This is a genomic window from Streptomyces sp. NPDC051921 (assembly GCF_040680975.1).
GTDB lineage: Bacteria > Actinomycetota > Actinomycetes > Streptomycetales > Streptomycetaceae > Streptomyces.
In genome coordinates this window covers 204,629-218,785 of sequence record NZ_JBFAXU010000002.1, presented here as the reverse complement: position 1 = coordinate 218,785, position 14,157 = coordinate 204,629, and the positions used below count along the sequence as shown (strand labels likewise).

10 protein-coding genes and 1 tRNA gene are annotated in these 14,157 nt (G+C 71.4%); 7 read left to right on the top strand and 4 right to left on the bottom strand.

Going from position 1 to position 14,157, the window contains the following annotated elements:
* Window positions 1–123 precede the first annotated feature (123 nt).
* Together AB0M16_RS03645 and ligD are read right to left on the bottom strand one after the other, a co-directional pair.
* Window positions 124–1,119: a DNA ligase gene (locus tag AB0M16_RS03645; RefSeq protein ID WP_365338311.1), complete on the bottom strand. Its 996-nt coding sequence runs from the start codon at window positions 1,117–1,119 to the stop codon at window positions 124–126.
* Window positions 1,116–2,018, bottom strand: coding sequence for a non-homologous end-joining DNA ligase (gene ligD, locus AB0M16_RS03640; protein WP_365338309.1), 903 nt, complete (start codon window positions 2,016–2,018; stop codon window positions 1,116–1,118). Before ligD ends, AB0M16_RS03645 begins: the two co-directional genes overlap by 4 nt.
* A 79-nt stretch (window positions 2,019–2,097) precedes the next feature.
* Here ligD and AB0M16_RS03635 point away from each other — a divergent pair, with 79 nt between their 5' ends.
* From AB0M16_RS03635 to AB0M16_RS03625, 3 genes are all read left to right on the top strand, one after another.
* Window positions 2,098–3,216: a Ku protein gene (locus AB0M16_RS03635; protein WP_365338307.1), complete on the top strand. Its 1,119-nt coding sequence runs from the start codon at window positions 2,098–2,100 to the stop codon at window positions 3,214–3,216.
* 283 nt (window positions 3,217–3,499) lie between these two features.
* The gene (locus AB0M16_RS03630) at window positions 3,500–4,396 is read left to right on the top strand and encodes a 4'-phosphopantetheinyl transferase superfamily protein (protein ID WP_365338305.1); all 897 of its coding nucleotides are present in this window, start codon (window positions 3,500–3,502) and stop codon (window positions 4,394–4,396) included.
* 375 nt (window positions 4,397–4,771) lie between these two features.
* Entirely contained in the window at window positions 4,772–6,313 is a 1,542-nt protein-coding gene (locus AB0M16_RS03625) for a M4 family metallopeptidase (RefSeq protein WP_365338738.1), read from the top strand.
* Window positions 6,314–6,381: 68 nt separating this feature from the next.
* Here the strand turns inward: AB0M16_RS03625 and AB0M16_RS03620 are convergent, their stop codons facing one another.
* Complete coding sequence (locus tag AB0M16_RS03620) at window positions 6,382–8,577, bottom strand: UvrD-helicase domain-containing protein (RefSeq protein WP_365338303.1); 2,196 nt, start codon at window positions 8,575–8,577, stop codon at window positions 6,382–6,384.
* Between the two features lie 100 nt (window positions 8,578–8,677).
* Between AB0M16_RS03620 and AB0M16_RS03615 the strand changes: the two genes are divergently transcribed.
* On the top strand, window positions 8,678–11,275 hold the full coding sequence (locus AB0M16_RS03615) for a DUF262 domain-containing protein (RefSeq protein ID WP_365338301.1): 2,598 nt from the start codon (window positions 8,678–8,680) through the stop codon (window positions 11,273–11,275).
* Window positions 11,276–11,492: 217 nt separating this feature from the next.
* Window positions 11,493–11,915 (top strand): hypothetical protein, encoded by a 423-nt coding sequence (locus tag AB0M16_RS03610; protein ID WP_365338299.1) that lies wholly within the window; start codon window positions 11,493–11,495, stop codon window positions 11,913–11,915.
* 215 nt (window positions 11,916–12,130) lie between these two features.
* Here the strand turns inward: AB0M16_RS03610 and AB0M16_RS03605 are convergent.
* A tRNA-Arg gene (locus tag AB0M16_RS03605) sits at window positions 12,131–12,202 on the bottom strand.
* A 158-nt stretch (window positions 12,203–12,360) separates the two neighbouring features.
* On the opposite strand from AB0M16_RS03605, the gene AB0M16_RS03600 reads away from it, so the two are divergent.
* Window positions 12,361–12,933 (top strand): response regulator, encoded by a 573-nt coding sequence (locus AB0M16_RS03600; RefSeq protein WP_365338297.1) that lies wholly within the window; start codon window positions 12,361–12,363, stop codon window positions 12,931–12,933.
* Window positions 12,934–13,161: 228 nt separating this feature from the next.
* Window positions 13,162–14,154 (top strand): ArgS-related anticodon-binding protein NrtL, encoded by a 993-nt coding sequence (gene nrtL, locus AB0M16_RS03595; protein WP_365338295.1) that lies wholly within the window; start codon window positions 13,162–13,164, stop codon window positions 14,152–14,154.
* The last annotated feature ends 3 nt before the right edge of the window (window positions 14,155–14,157 follow it).

Here is a 14,157-nt window from a genome sequence, read left to right as displayed (position 1 = left end):
CGCGTTCGCGTACGGGGAGGGGGTGAGTCCACGCAGGGGAGCTGACCCGCGGGTCCGTGCACGGGGGCGCGGGGTGGGGGGCGCCGCCCGCGGGGCGCGGGCGGCGGGGCGCGGGCCGCGCGGTCAGGCGGGGGGCCTGCCTTCGCCGGGACCGCCTGCTCCGGGACCACCGTCTCCGGGGCCGTCGACCTCCTCCCGTACGCGCACGAACCGTGCCACGTCCTGGCGGCTGCGGATCAGTCGCAGCTCGACGGGCAGGGGGGCCGTGAGCGGTCGGACGGGTCCGTGCTCGGGGTCGTTCACGAGGGCTGCGGCGAGCCGGCCCGCCGCCAGCTCGGCGACCTCGCGGGCCTGCGGCCCGGTCAGCCGTGGCGCGGTGCGCAGGGCGCGCCCGTCCGCCAGGCGCACGAGCACGGCGGTCGGGCGGTGGGGCGGCCCGAACACCCCGACCAGCAGGGCGTCTTCGGTGTCCGCGTGCCGGATCTTCCGCCAGGACCAGGTGTGGCCCGGCCGGTACGTCGAGTTCCAGGCCTTGGCCACGATCCCCTCGACCCCCGCGTCACGCAGCGCGCCGAACCACTCGCGGGCGGTCTCCTCGTCGCCGGTGGCGAGCACCCGCTGGAGGGGCGGGCCGGTCCCGTCGAGGGCGGTGCCGAGGAGCTCCCAGCGTTCACGGAGGGGGCGGCCGCGGAGGTCGCGGCCGGGGAGGGCGAGCAGATCGAAGGCGATGTAGGAGACGGGAATCCCGGCCCGCTCGCGGTCCCGGTGCGAACGCAGGAGGTCGGTGAAGCTGAGCCGCCCTTCGCGGTACGCGCAGAGCTCGCCGTCCAGGACGATGCCCGGGGGCAGGGCCTCACCGAGGTACGCGGCGATGCCGGGGAACTCGGGCGCCAGGTCGCGCCGGTTCCGGGACTGGAGGAAGACCTGGCGGTCGTCGAGGACGAAGGCGAGGGCGCGGAATCCGTCGAGCTTGAGGGAGTACTGGAAGCCGCCGGGGGTGCTGCCCTGCCGGGGCATCTCGTCCACGGCCTTCGGGCGCATGACCTCCACGGGCGGCCGCAGGACGACGTCCGGTCCCGCGGTGGAGCCCGGGTCCTGTGCGCGGGCGGCGGGCGTCACGGCAGGACCCCTGCCGCGTCCGGGTCGAAGAGCGGGGCGAGCAGCTCGCCGTACGTCTCCAGACGTGGCGCGATGGCGTCCATGAGGAACACGAGCGGGTCGGGAGCACCGCCCTCCGAGCCCTCTCCCACCTCCGCGACCTCCTCCCAGGTGACCGGGGCGGAGACGGTCGGCAGCCGGCGGGCCCGCAGGGTGTAGGGGGTGGCGGTGGTCTTCGCGGCGGCGTTCTGGCTGTGGTCGACGAAGACCTTGCCGGGCCGCAGGGCCTTCGCCATCCGGTGCACGACGAGCCGCGGCAGCTCGGCCTCCGCCTCGACGGCGAGTCGGCGCGCATAGGCGGAGACCTGTTCGGAGGGGGCCGGGACCAGGGGGACGAGGAGGTGCAGTCCCTTGGACCCGGAGGTCTTCGCGTGGGCCGTGAGCCCGTCGGCGGCGAGGCGTTCCCGCAGGTGGAGGGCGACCCGGCAGCACTCGACGACGCTCGCGGGCGGGCCGGGGTCGAGGTCGAACACGAGCCGGTCGGCGACGGCGGGGGAGTCCTCGCGCCACTGCGGGGTGTGGAACTCGACGACCAGGTTGGCCGCCCACATCAGCGAGGGCAGGTCCTGGATCATCACCTGCCGGGCGCGGGGGGCGTCGGAGCGCGGTACCGGGGTGGTGTTCACCCAGGCGGGGGTGCCGGGCGGCGGGTTCTTGGTGAAGAAGAGCTGCCCGTCCGGGCCGTCCGGGTAGCGCAGGAAGGACACCGGGCGGTCGCGCAGATGCGGCAGGATCGCGGCCCCGACGGTGGCGTAGTAGTGGAGGAGCTCGCCCTTGGTGGTGCCGGTGGCCGGGTGGAGGACCTTGTCCAGGTTGCTGAGGGCCAGGCGCCGCCCCTCCACCTCTGTGATGGGCGTCATACGATGAGAATCCCACGATTCCCATACATATGACGGGAACCATGGCATACGCCGCAAAGCCCCAGAAAGGGGATGAACTGTGCGATCCATCTGGAACGGGGCCATATCCTTCGGCCTGGTCAGCATCCCGATCAAGCTGGTCAACGCCACCGAGAGCCGCTCGGTCTCGTTCCGGCAGATCCACGCCGAGGACGGCGGGCGCATCCGCTACAAGAAGGTGTGCGAGCTGGACGGGGAGGAGGTCACCCAGGCGGAGATCGGCAAGGCGTACGAGGACGCCGACGGGACCATGATCCCGATCACCGACGAGGACCTGGCGGCCCTGCCGCTGCCGACGGCGAAGACGATCGAGATCGTGGCCTTCGTGTCGGCCGGTGAGATCGACCCGCTCCAGATGGACGCCGCCTACTACCTCTCCGCCAACGGAGTGCCCGCCGCCAAGCCGTACACGCTGCTGCGCGAGGCGCTGAAGCGCAGCGACAGGGTGGCGGTGGCGAAGTACGCCCTGCGCGGGCGGGAGCGGCTGGGCATGCTGCGGGTCGTGGACGACGTGATCGCCATGCACGGGCTGCTCTGGCCGGACGAGATCCGCGCGCCGGAGGGCGTGGCGCCCGAGACCCCGGTGACCGTGCGCGACGCCGAACTCGACCTGGCGGACGCCCTGATGGCCACCCTCGGCGAGGTCGACATCGGCACGCTGCACGACGACTACCGCGAGGCCGTCGAGGAGATGATCGCGGCGAAGGCCGAGGGCGGCGCCGGGCTCGCCCCCGCGGAGCCTGCGGCGGCCGGTGGCGGACAGGTCATCGACCTGATGGCGGCCCTGGAGAGCAGTGTGCGCGCGGCCAAGGAGGCCCGCGGTGAGCAGGCGGAGGCGGCCGGGGTCACGGAGCTCCGCCGCCGCAGGAAGACGGCGGCCCCGGTGCCGAAGGAGACGGGCGCGAAGAAGTCCACGGCGCGGACTGCGGCGAAGAAGACGGCGGCGCCGGCCCGGAAGTCGACGGCGAAGACGGCCCGGTCGGCCGCGACGAAGACGACCCCGGCGAAGTCGACGGCGACGAAGGCGACGACGAAGACGACCGCGAAGAAGGCGAGTGCGAAGAAGACGGCCGCGGAGAAGAAGGCCACGACGGCGAAGAAGCAGCCGGCCAAGTCCACGACGGCGAAGAAGGCGACCCCGCGCAAGCGCTCGGCGTGACGGCACGCATGCCCGTGCTCGCGCCCGGCGTCCTGCCCGTACTCGTCCCCGTGCCCGGCGCCCTGCCTCTACTCGTCCCCCTGCCCGCGCCCGTACGCGTGTAAGGGCGCGGGCGCCGGCACGTCTGCGGTGACGTGTACGGGGACGGGGGCGTGTACGGGGATGGGGACGGGCACGTGTACACGGGGCGGGCACGTGTACGGTCAAGGCTGCCCCCAGCCGCGCGGCGACGGCAGCGCGCAGCGCGCAGCGACTCTGCGGAACAGCCGGAGGACTCCGAACGATGCAGGCCGACGCCTGGCTCCTGGACCTCGACGAGACGCCCAAAGCCGGCTCGGCCGCCCGGCTCGACACGTCCGTCCTCGACGCGCGCGAACGCGAGCGGGCGGCCGCCTTCCTCCGCGCCGCCGACCGCGTGCTCTACACCACGGCCCACGTCGCGCTGCGCGTCGTACTGGGCGAGCTCCTCGACGTACGACCCGGGAGCCTGACCTTCACCCGCGAGCCCTGCCCGTGCTGCGGGGCCCCGCACGGGCGTCCGGCGCTGTCCGGCGCCCCCGTGCCGCCGCTGCACTTCTCGCTGTCGCACACCCGCGGCCGGATCCTGATCGCGACCGCGCCGGTCCCGGTCGGCGCGGACGTCGAACTGCGCCCGGAGCCGGCGGCCGTACCGGACCTGCTGTCCGTCCTGCACCCGGGGGAGCGGGCGGAGATCGAGGCGGCGGGCGGTCCGACGGGGGACCCGACGGCGCGGGCGGCAGCGTTCGGGCGCATCTGGGCCCGCAAGGAGGCGTATCTGAAGGGCCTGGGCACGGGCCTCGGGCGGGCGCCGCACCTGGACTACGTGGGCGGCCAGTCGGAGGGGCGGAAGGAGGTGGTGGGGGCCACCGTCGAACCGACGGCGCACAGCCGCCCGGCCACGCACCACCACCGCCCGGCCGACTGGGCCTTCTACGACCTCCCCTGCGGCCCGGCCCACCACGGCGCGGTAGCCCTGAAGTCCTCCCCCCGCGCCGGCACCGAGCCGCCGATCCTGCACCACCTCACGGTCGACTCGCTTGCCGCAGCCGCAGCCGCAGCCGCAGCCGCAGCCGCAGCCGCCACCGCCACCGCAGCTGCAGAGGCCGCAGCCGGCACGGAGGCCGCTGCGGGCAGCGTCGGCGGCCCGACGCGGGCGTGAGGCGCAACAGCCCGCGAAGCAAGGTTAGTTAACCCTCCAAACTGGTGCGAATGTCATCAGGGTGGAGGGCCGGCCTCCTCCTCTGCACCCTCAACGGCGCCCCTACCCCACCCCCATAGGACCCCTCTACGACCCTCAAGGCGGTCAGCTCGCCGTATAGCGGACGGAGTTGGCCGCCCTTCGGACAACTGTCGGTCAAATCCTTGTTGCATACCTGTCAATCAGGGCTGCTCGCTGGCACGCTCACTCCCGCACCACCCCCCACACAGATCCCCCACGCGTAACAGCGAAGGAGCCCGCGTGACCCGCCAGCAGTCCTCGCGCCGTACCCCCCGTACCACCGCCCGAGCCGCCGCCCTGATCGCCTCGGCCGCCATGGTCGTCGTCGGAGTCCAGACCGGATCCGCCAACGCCGACGCCCAGCGCGAAGCGGGCGCGACCGCGCTCGTGCTCTCCGGTGGCCAGCGCGCCGCCGCCATCCAGGACGCCCAGGCCGGCGCCGCCGCCACCGCCAAGGCCATCGGCCTCTCCGGCCAGGAGAAGCTGGTCGTCCGGGACGTCGTCAAGGACGCGGACGGCACCGTCCACACCCGCTTCGAGCGCACGTACGAGGGCCTGCCGGTCCTCGGCGGCGACCTCGTCGTGCACGAGAAGAAGAACGGCGCCCGCTCGACCTCCAAGGCGACCAACGCCCGGATATCGGTGGCGAGCACGACCCCGGCCGTCGCGGCCGCCACGGCCAAGCAGGCCGCCGTCGCCTCCGCCGACGCCAAGGGCGCCGCCGCCTCCACCGCCCGCAAGGTGATCTGGGCCGCCACCGGCAAGCCCGTCCTCGCCTGGGAGACCGTCGTCGGCGGCCTGCAGCACGACGGCACCCCGAGCGAGCTGCACGTCATCACCGACGCGAACACCGGCAAGGAGCTGTACTCCTACGAGGCCATCGAGACCGGCGTCGGCAACACCCAGTACAGCGGCCAGGTCACCCTCGGCACGGCCTCCGGCTTCACGCTGACCGACACCGCCCGCGGCGGCCACAAGACGTACGACCTGGCCGGCGGCACCAACGGCACGGGCACCCTCTTCACCAACTCCACCGACACGTGGGGCAACGGCCTGGCGACCAACCGCGAGACCGCGGCCGCCGACGCCCACTACGGTGCGGCCGTCACCTGGGACTTCTACAAGAACGAGCTGGGCCGCAACGGCATCCGCGGCGACGGCGTCGCCGCCTACAGCCGCGTCCACTACGGCAACGCGTACGTCAACGCCTTCTGGTCCGACTCCTGCTTCTGCATGACGTACGGCGACGGCACGAACAACCTCAAGCCGCTCACCTCCCTCGACGTGGCCGGCCACGAGATGTCCCACGGCCTGACCGCCTCCACCGCGGGTCTGCGCTACAGCAAGGAGTCGGGCGGCCTGAACGAGGCCACCTCCGACATCTTCGGCACCTCGGTCGAGTTCTACGCGGCCAACTCCACGGACGCCGGCGACTACCTCATCGGCGAGAAGATCGACATCCGCGGCAACGGCACCCCGCTGCGCTACATGGACAAGCCCAGCAAGGACGGCAACTCCGCCGACTACTGGTCCAGCAGCGTCGGCCGCCTCGACGTCCACTACTCCTCGGGCCCGGCCAACCACTTCTTCTACCTGCTGTCCGAGGGCAGCGGCGCCAAGACCCTGAACGGCGTCTCCTACAACTCCCCGACCTACGACGGCTCGACCCTGGCGGGCATCGGCCGCCAGAAGGCCTACAAGATCTGGTACAAGGCCCTGACCACCTACATGACCTCCTCCACCAACTACGCGGGCGCCCGCACCGCCACCCTCTCGGCGGCCACGGACCTGTACGGCGCGGGCAGCGCCGAGTACAACGCGGTCGCGGCGACGTGGACGGCGATCAACGTGAAGTAAGGGCCATTACAGCCTGAGGGCCGCGCGGCACACGTGAGTGTGCCGCGCGCTCCGTTTCCAGGGCGCCGCTACTTCACCACGAGCGGCAGGAAGGGGCTGGGAGTCCCGTGCCAGGACACGTGGAGAGCTTCGCGAGCACGCGTGCAGGCGACGAAGAGCAGACTCAACTCGCCCAGCATGTCCTCACGGTGTTGCTGCAGATCCACGTCCTCCGCGGTGACGGCGCTCTGCATCGGCACCACTCCGTCGTTCACACCCGCCACGACCACGCAGCGGAACTCGAGACCCTTCATGCGATGCATGGTGCCGATCCGGACCCCCGCTCCCGTCACGGGTGACGAGCCGAGCACCGTCGCCCGATGTCCGGACTGCTCCAGAGCCATGGCGATGTCCTTGCCCAGCTGGACGTACCGTACGGCGATGCCGATCTCGTGCGGTGCCACACCGGAGCCGGTCCATTCCGCGATCCGCGCCACCAGGCCGGCGATCTCCTCGGACCTGCTGGACGCCCCGCCGAGCTCCGGTACGGCCCCTCGATAGGCGGACCGGTACCCGGTGAGTGAGTCCTCTCCGCCGTCCATGTCGTCGACCTGCGCCTTCGCCACCAGGCGGGTGGCCCAGGTCAGGATCTCCTTCGTGGTCCGGTAGTTGATACGCAGCCGGGTCGACCGACCGGTCACGGAGATCCCGAGGGCGCGCAGCGACACCCGGTTGCCGTAGATCCGCTGGTGCGCGTCGCCCGCGATGAACAGATCGTCCGCCCCCGGAGCGACCGAGGCGCGCAGCACGCGCCATTGGGCCGGGTGGAGGTCCTGTGCCTCGTCGATCACCACATGGCGGTAGCGGCGGGGCGCCGCCTGCTCGTCGAGGATCCGCGCGGCCTCGGCACACACCTGCAGGAACGTCCACTCGTCCGCCTGCCGGAGTTCCTGGGTGAACGCCGCCACGGCCCGCCACACTTGGGCGCGCTTCAGAGGGCTGAGCGGGGTTCCCCGCCCGGTCCGGGGCGCCTTCAGATACTCCTCGGGCGACCGGAGGTCCTGCGCCAGGACGACCTGTCGCCATTCCTGGTCGAGGAACACGTCGGTGAAGTCGATGTCCAGCTTGCGGGCGACCCGGGCCCAGCGTGCGGCGATCTCCCGCTGTCCGGTCACCAGGGCGAGCGGAGCCCCGCGGTTCTCCCGGACGATCTGATGGGCCAGGGCGTCGACGTTGACGACCTGGATCTTCGCGCGCAGACCCGGTTCGGGGATGAGGAGTTCGAGGTTGCTCTGCAGATCCGCCGCGAGGTCCTTGGTGAAGGTGGTCACGAGGATCGATGCGTCGGGGGCGTCTGCCGGCAGCCGTCGGGCGAGGTGGAGGGCGCGGTGGAGGGCGACCACCGTCTTCCCGGTCCCGGGCCCGCCCGTGACCCGGGCCGGTCCCGAGTACGCAGAGTGGTAGGCGATCCGGCGCTGGCTGGGGTGCAGGAAGACCCGCCATGCGTCGAACGGGCGGGAGAGGATGTCGAGGAGCTCGTCGGGGCCCGACACGAGCGCGATGCGACCCTGCGACCGTGCCATGGCGGCGGAGAACTCGTCCTGCTCCGAGAGCGCCCCAGGAGGCGCGCCTGCCGAGGTGGTGGCCGAGGTGGTGGCCGAGAGCTGCGGGTCCGAGGACTGCTCCAGCTGCACCACGACGACCTCGCGCCACACATCCTCCGGCTTCATCCCGGCAGCCAGGCCTGCCAGCACGTCGTACTGCTGTTCCGGAAGGATCTTGTGGAGTGCGTCGAGCTGGGCCTCGTCGCTCAAGTGCCTGACCAGCGGCAGCAGGTCCGCGTCGACGCCCAGACGGATCAGATCCTTGTCGGACACGTGCGCGAAGAGTCGCCGGGTGCCTGCCGGGGCGGTCTCGGCGACCGCTTCGGCCCCGGCGGTCGCGTACTCCAGGCCGACATCGTCCCGAAGCTCGATGCCCTGCGTCGCGGAGTTGACGGTCGCCCGGTGCTTGACAGCCCAGGCGATGGCGTCGTCGTGGGCCATGACCTTGAGCAGCAGGAAGCTGTCCCCGGCCTCGGGAGCCAGCACCACACCGCGCATGAACTGGGTGATGCGGATGGTCCGGATCCGCGGGTCGCGGCACTTCTCCAGCTTCTCCAGGTGCAGGCCGGCGTGCCGGTGCTGCCGGAACTTGTCGAAGACCTCGTGGACACGTTTCTGGACGGGTTTCTCGAGCTTGGCGAATTCCAGGAGGAAGTCCCTGTGGATCCCCAGCGTCGCCATGGCACGCGCCCCCGGTCGTACGGTTGTCGATTCCGCTGATCACCGTACCCGGGTGCGGCACAATTGCGGGCCGATGGGGAAGGATCGGGAGGGGACCCACGTGCACGCCCATGAGACGACGTTCAGCAAGCTGGTCAACGGTGAGACGCAGTTCCAGGTCCCGCTCTACCAACGCACCTACAGCTGGGAGCGGCCCGAACTCCAGCAGCTGTGGGACGACGTCCTCGAAGTCGTCGACGACAAGCTGGAAGGAAGGCCGCCCGCGGCCCACTTCATCGGCTCCGTGGTGCTGGCGCCGGAACGGGTCGCCGCAGGCGGGATGCAGCGCTGGCTGGTCGTGGACGGCCAGCAGCGGCTGACGACGCTCATGCTCGCTTTCACCGCGCTCCGGGACCACCACCGGGCGCGGGGAAGGGACAAGCAGGCCTCGCGCATCCACGACCTCATCCTCGTCAACGGCTATCAGGACGGGAACGACCACTACCGGCTGCTGCCGACGCAGGCCGACCGCGAGGCGTTCGTCGCGTGCGTGGAGTCGCTCCCGAAGGCCGGTGCGGCGGGCAACGTCGGCGGTGCGTACCGCTTCTTCCTCGCCGCGCTGACCGAAGGGGAGGAGGCCGCCGGCGAGGAGTGGGCGAGCGCCGTGGAGTCCGTGCTCAGGGACTTCCTCACCATCGTGTCGATCACCGCTGCCGAGGGCGACAACGTCTACCGGATCTTCGAGTCCATCAACAACACCGGTGTCGGCCTGAGCCAGAGCGACCTGCTGCGCAACTACCTCTTCATGTGCCTGCCCAACCGCGGCGAAGCCGTCTACCGCAACCTCTGGCTGCCCATGCAGGAGCTGCTCGGACCGGCCCGGCTGGAGCTGCTCGTCTGGCTCGACCTGGTCGTCGGAGGCGACAACCGGGCCAAGCAGAGCGAGATCTACCGTGACCAGAAGAAGCGTCTTGAGCCGCTGAGTTCCGACGAGGCCGCGCTGGAGGCGGAGATCGCGCGCCTGTACGTCCGGGCCGACCGCCTGATGAGGATCGTCGAGCCGGAGCGCGAGAGTGCCCCGGCCCTGCGCGAGGTGCTGGAGCGGCTCGCCCGCTGGGGCAGCCAGATGCACTATCCGTTGACGCTCCTCCTGCTCGACCGTGTGGACGACGGCACCTGCACCCCGGAGGAGGCGGCCACAGCTCTGTCGTACGCGGAGAGCTATATGGTCCGGCGCCTCTTCACCGGCCACTCCACCACGGGCAACAACCGGACCTTCATGGAACTCCCCAAGGAGGTGGACAAGGAGGCGGAGGCGGGAGGATCGATCGCGCAGGCGGTACGCCGCGCCCTTTCGGGCAAGACCGGCACACGCGTCTGGCCGTCCGACACCTGGGTACGCGAAGCCGTCCACCGACGCCCCTTCTACAAGTCCGGGCGGTCGAACCAGCGCTTCGAGATCCTTCGGCGCTTCGAGGAGAGCTACGGCGCCAGCGAGCCGGTCGACTACACCAAGGCGCAGCTCACCGTGGAGCACGTACTGCCGCAGCATCCCGCGCAGCAGTGGTTCGACCTGCTCGCCGAGGAGGCCGCCGAGGGCGAGAGCCCCGAGGAGCTGCACACCCAGCTCGTCCACACCCTGGGCAATCTCACCCTCTCCGGCGACAACGCCCGCCTGTCCAACCATCCCTTCCGCCGCAAGCAGGAGATCCTCGACTCCAGCGCCCTGCGGATGAACCAGCGCATCGCGGCCGAGGAACGCTGGGGCCGGGCGGAGATCTCCGCACGTGCCGAGGAACTGGCCGACCGGGCCGTGCGGTTGTGGCCCGGCCCCATCGACGATGTCGTCCAGGCCGATGACGAGTGGGCGGGCTGGGGAGAGCTGCGGCAGGCTCTGCTGAGCATGCCCGCGGGGACCTGGACGACGTACGGCGACCTGGCGGCGCTCATCGGTACGCACGCCGTCGCGGTCGGCGGCCACATCGCGACGAGGCCCGAGTTGCACGGCGCGTACCGCGTCCTGATGGCCGACGGCAAGATCTCCGCGGGCTTCCGCTGGCCCGACGGCCAGACGTCCTTGGGCGATCCGCGGACGGTCCTGGAGTCCGAGGGCGTCCCGTTCGACGAGTGGGGCCGCGCCCGTCGTTCCTACCGGCTCACGGCGGCGGACCTGGCCACCCTGGTGGGCAAGGACGGCTTCGAGGACGAGGCACCCGCCCAGGAAGCAGCTGCGGGCGCCGAGAGCGAGAGCGCCGCAGGCCGTTTCGAGACGCTGCTGCGTGACAACCAGACCCCCGAGACCGTGGAGGGAGTGCTGGCTGCCCTCCGTTTCTGGGAGGAGCAGGGCGGCGCCCACGACTACGGTCGCAAGAGCGAGACCAGCTGCTTCCCGACGCTGCACCTCGGCGGTCGTCCCGCGCGCTCCCTGTGGCCGATCGCCCTCTACCCGGTGACCGGCACCGTCGAGGTGGTCTTCCAGTACCTCAAGCGCCGGCCGCCTTTCGACGACGAGCTGCTGCGGCGCGAGCTGATGGCCCGCTTGAACCAGGTCCCGGGCATCGACCTCGCCGAAGCGAAGCTGGACCTGCGCCCGTCCTTCCCGTTGGAGGTCTTCGCCGAACACGGCAAGGAGATCCAGGAGGTTCTGGAGTGGTTCATCCTCACGGTCGCGCTGGCGGAGGCCCGCCGACCGGTCGACGGCGGGCGAGAAGCGACCTGACGCGGTCGATTCCGGTCTCCACCGGTCCTGCATTCCTCATCCCCGCCCCGGGCGGTCCGCCTTCGACGACCCCATCAAGCGCGCCTGACGGCCGCCCACCCACCGGGGCGCGCATCCACGCGCCCCGGCTCCGCGCCCCGAACCCGAGGGGGGACTGTCAGTGTGACCGCCTACGCTGCGCTTCCGTCCGGACAGTTGGAATGGGGAGGGGACAGGGGTGGGCGGTAACGCGTGGACGCAGACGGGCCCGTATCAACGTGATCTGGCAGCTGCCTTCCGGCAGGCCCAGGAGGCGAGCCTGGCGGAGGACGACCACGGCTTCGAAGGACGAACCGTCGAGGAGCTGTGGCGCGATCCGGAATGGCACGAGTACATCTTCACCGGCGGTACGTGCACCGTGCTGGACTTCCCCGACATGGTCGACGCCACGGATCAGAGTGATGGGCCGTTCATGCGGCCGCTGACCGACAGCGAAGTGCGGGCATGGTCTCCGGGGGGCCGGCCCACCTACGAGGACTGGGACGAGGCCCTCGACACAGGGCGGTTGGAGTTCCCCGACCGCGCGCAGGGGAACTGCGTGGTGCTCTATCGCGAGGGCCGGCCGGACCTGATCGGCTACTGGGGAGTGACCGCCGACTAGCCGGACCGCGTCGCTCCCGCGTGAGGCCCTGGGACCCGTCCCAGGGCCTTCCTCGTCGCCTGCCCCAACCTGCACCGATGCCCCACGGCCCGGGCCGCGACCAGGCCGCGACCCCTGTCGTACGGCTGCTCGGCGCCGCCCACGCCGCGCATACAACAAGACCCCGTCCTCAGCGTTTCCGCTGATGGCGGGGTCTTTTGGCACTTCCTGCGAAGTGCCCCCGGCAGGATTCGAACCTGCGCACACGGCTCCGGAGGCCGTTGCTCTATCCCCTGAGCTACGGGGGCGTTGCCGCGTTCGGCGGCGACGGGTAGAACCCTACCAGCTCCGTGCGGGTGCCTGTGAACAGGTATTTCCGCCGCGTCACCATGGGGGTGTTCCCCCGCACGGGTCGGAAGTGGGCAAAACCCGGACGCAGCCTCTCCCCTCGACCTACTCTCGAGGTGTGTCAGGCGTGTCCGGGCGGGTGCTGGTTGTCGATGACAACCGGGTGATCCGTCAGCTGATCAGGGTCAATCTCGAACTCGAGGGCTTCGAGGTGGTGACCGCGGCCGATGGTGCCGAGTGTCTGGATGTCGTGCATCAGGTACGTCCTGATGTCGTCACCCTCGACGTCGTCATGCCCCGGCTGGACGGGCTGAAGACCGCGGCGCGGTTGCGGTCCGATCCCCGGACCAGCCACCTGCCGGTGGCGATCATCAGTGCCTGCACCGAGTACGAGACGGACGGTGGGGGAGTCTCCGGGGTCGACGCGTTTCTTGCCAAGCCCTTCGAGCCGACCGAGCTCGTGCGGGTCGTGCGTCAGCTCATCCACCACGAACGGCGCGGGCGTCGCGACGGAGCCGCCGGTCAGGATGCCGGTCAGGACGCCGGTGAGGAGCCGCCCGCAGCGGACGCCAGACACGAAGGCGGACACGAAGGCAGGCACGACGGCAGATACGACGGAGGACACGACGGCAGGCCCGGGGCCGGGAGTGCCGCCAGCTGTGGGCTTCCGCGGCCGACGCCTTCTTCGTAGGGGACAGGCACCGGGAGCCAGTCAGCCGGAGCCAGTCAGTCAGTAGGAGTCCTTAGGCGTAGGCGTAGGCGTAGGCGCAGGCGTAGGTCGGCGTCCTTCGGCGTCGGCGCGTGCAGTGTGTGCAGTGCGTGCAGCGGAGGCGTAAGGGGGGCGTCCGCATTCGCTGCTGCCGCCCACATGCCGAAACCGGTTCGCGTTCGGCCCCCCCTCCTCCCCTAGGCTGGTCCCGTGACCCCCGCGGACCTCTCCCTCACCGTGCTGCACGCCGTGCGCCGTGCGGTTGACGAGGGTGCGCTGATCGTCGACGTGCCTTCGAGCGTCAAGGTCGAGCGGCCTCGGGGAGGCGGTGTCGGGGACTACGCCAGCAGTGTCGCGCTCGGGCTCGCCCGGCCGGCCGGGCGTTCGGCGCTCGATGTCGCCGCGATCCTCGAGGAGCGGCTGCGCGACCGCCCCGGGATCCGGGCCGTCGACATCACCGGGCCCGGCTTCCTCAACTTCACCCTCGACGGGGACAGTGACGGCGTCGTCGTTCGGGACGTCCTCGCCGCCGGGGCTCGCTACGGGTGTTCCGACGCCCTCTCCTCCGACCGCGTCCGTCTCCTGCCTGCCCTCGAGCCCCGCGCCGCGGTCCTCACCGAGACCGTGCTCCGGTTGCTGCGCAGCCAGGGGGCCGATGCCGCCATCAGCCCCGGCGGCGAGCGGCTCGCCGTGCTTCCCGCTTCCGTCGACGGGACCACGGTCGGGGCGCGCGGGGACGCCGGTGATCTTCCGGACGACGTCATCCGCTGGGCCTTCCTCCGGCCCGCCGCGCACGACCGCGTCCTGCCCGGCGCGCCCCTCCTCGTGCAGCACGAGCGCAATCCGCTGTTCCGCGTGCGGTACGCGCACGCCCGGGCCCGGGCGCTGCTCCGGAACGCCGCTCAGCTCGGGTTCGCGCCCGCGTACGAGGAGTCCGTCGACGCGGCCGGGCTCCTCTCCCTCCTCGGCGATCACCCCGCCGTCCTGCTCTCCGCCGCCCGCCTGCGCGCCCCCGGTCGGGTCGCCCGGCACCTGGAGGCCGTCGCCGACGCGCTTCTCGCGTTCCAGCACACCGTTCTGCCCCTCGGCGACGAGAAACCCTCGGCCGCCCACCGTTCCCGGCTCGCGCTCGCCGAAGCCGCCGGGGTGGTGCTCGCCGGTGGCCTCTCCCTGCTCGGCATCAGCGCTCCCGACCAGATCTGAAAG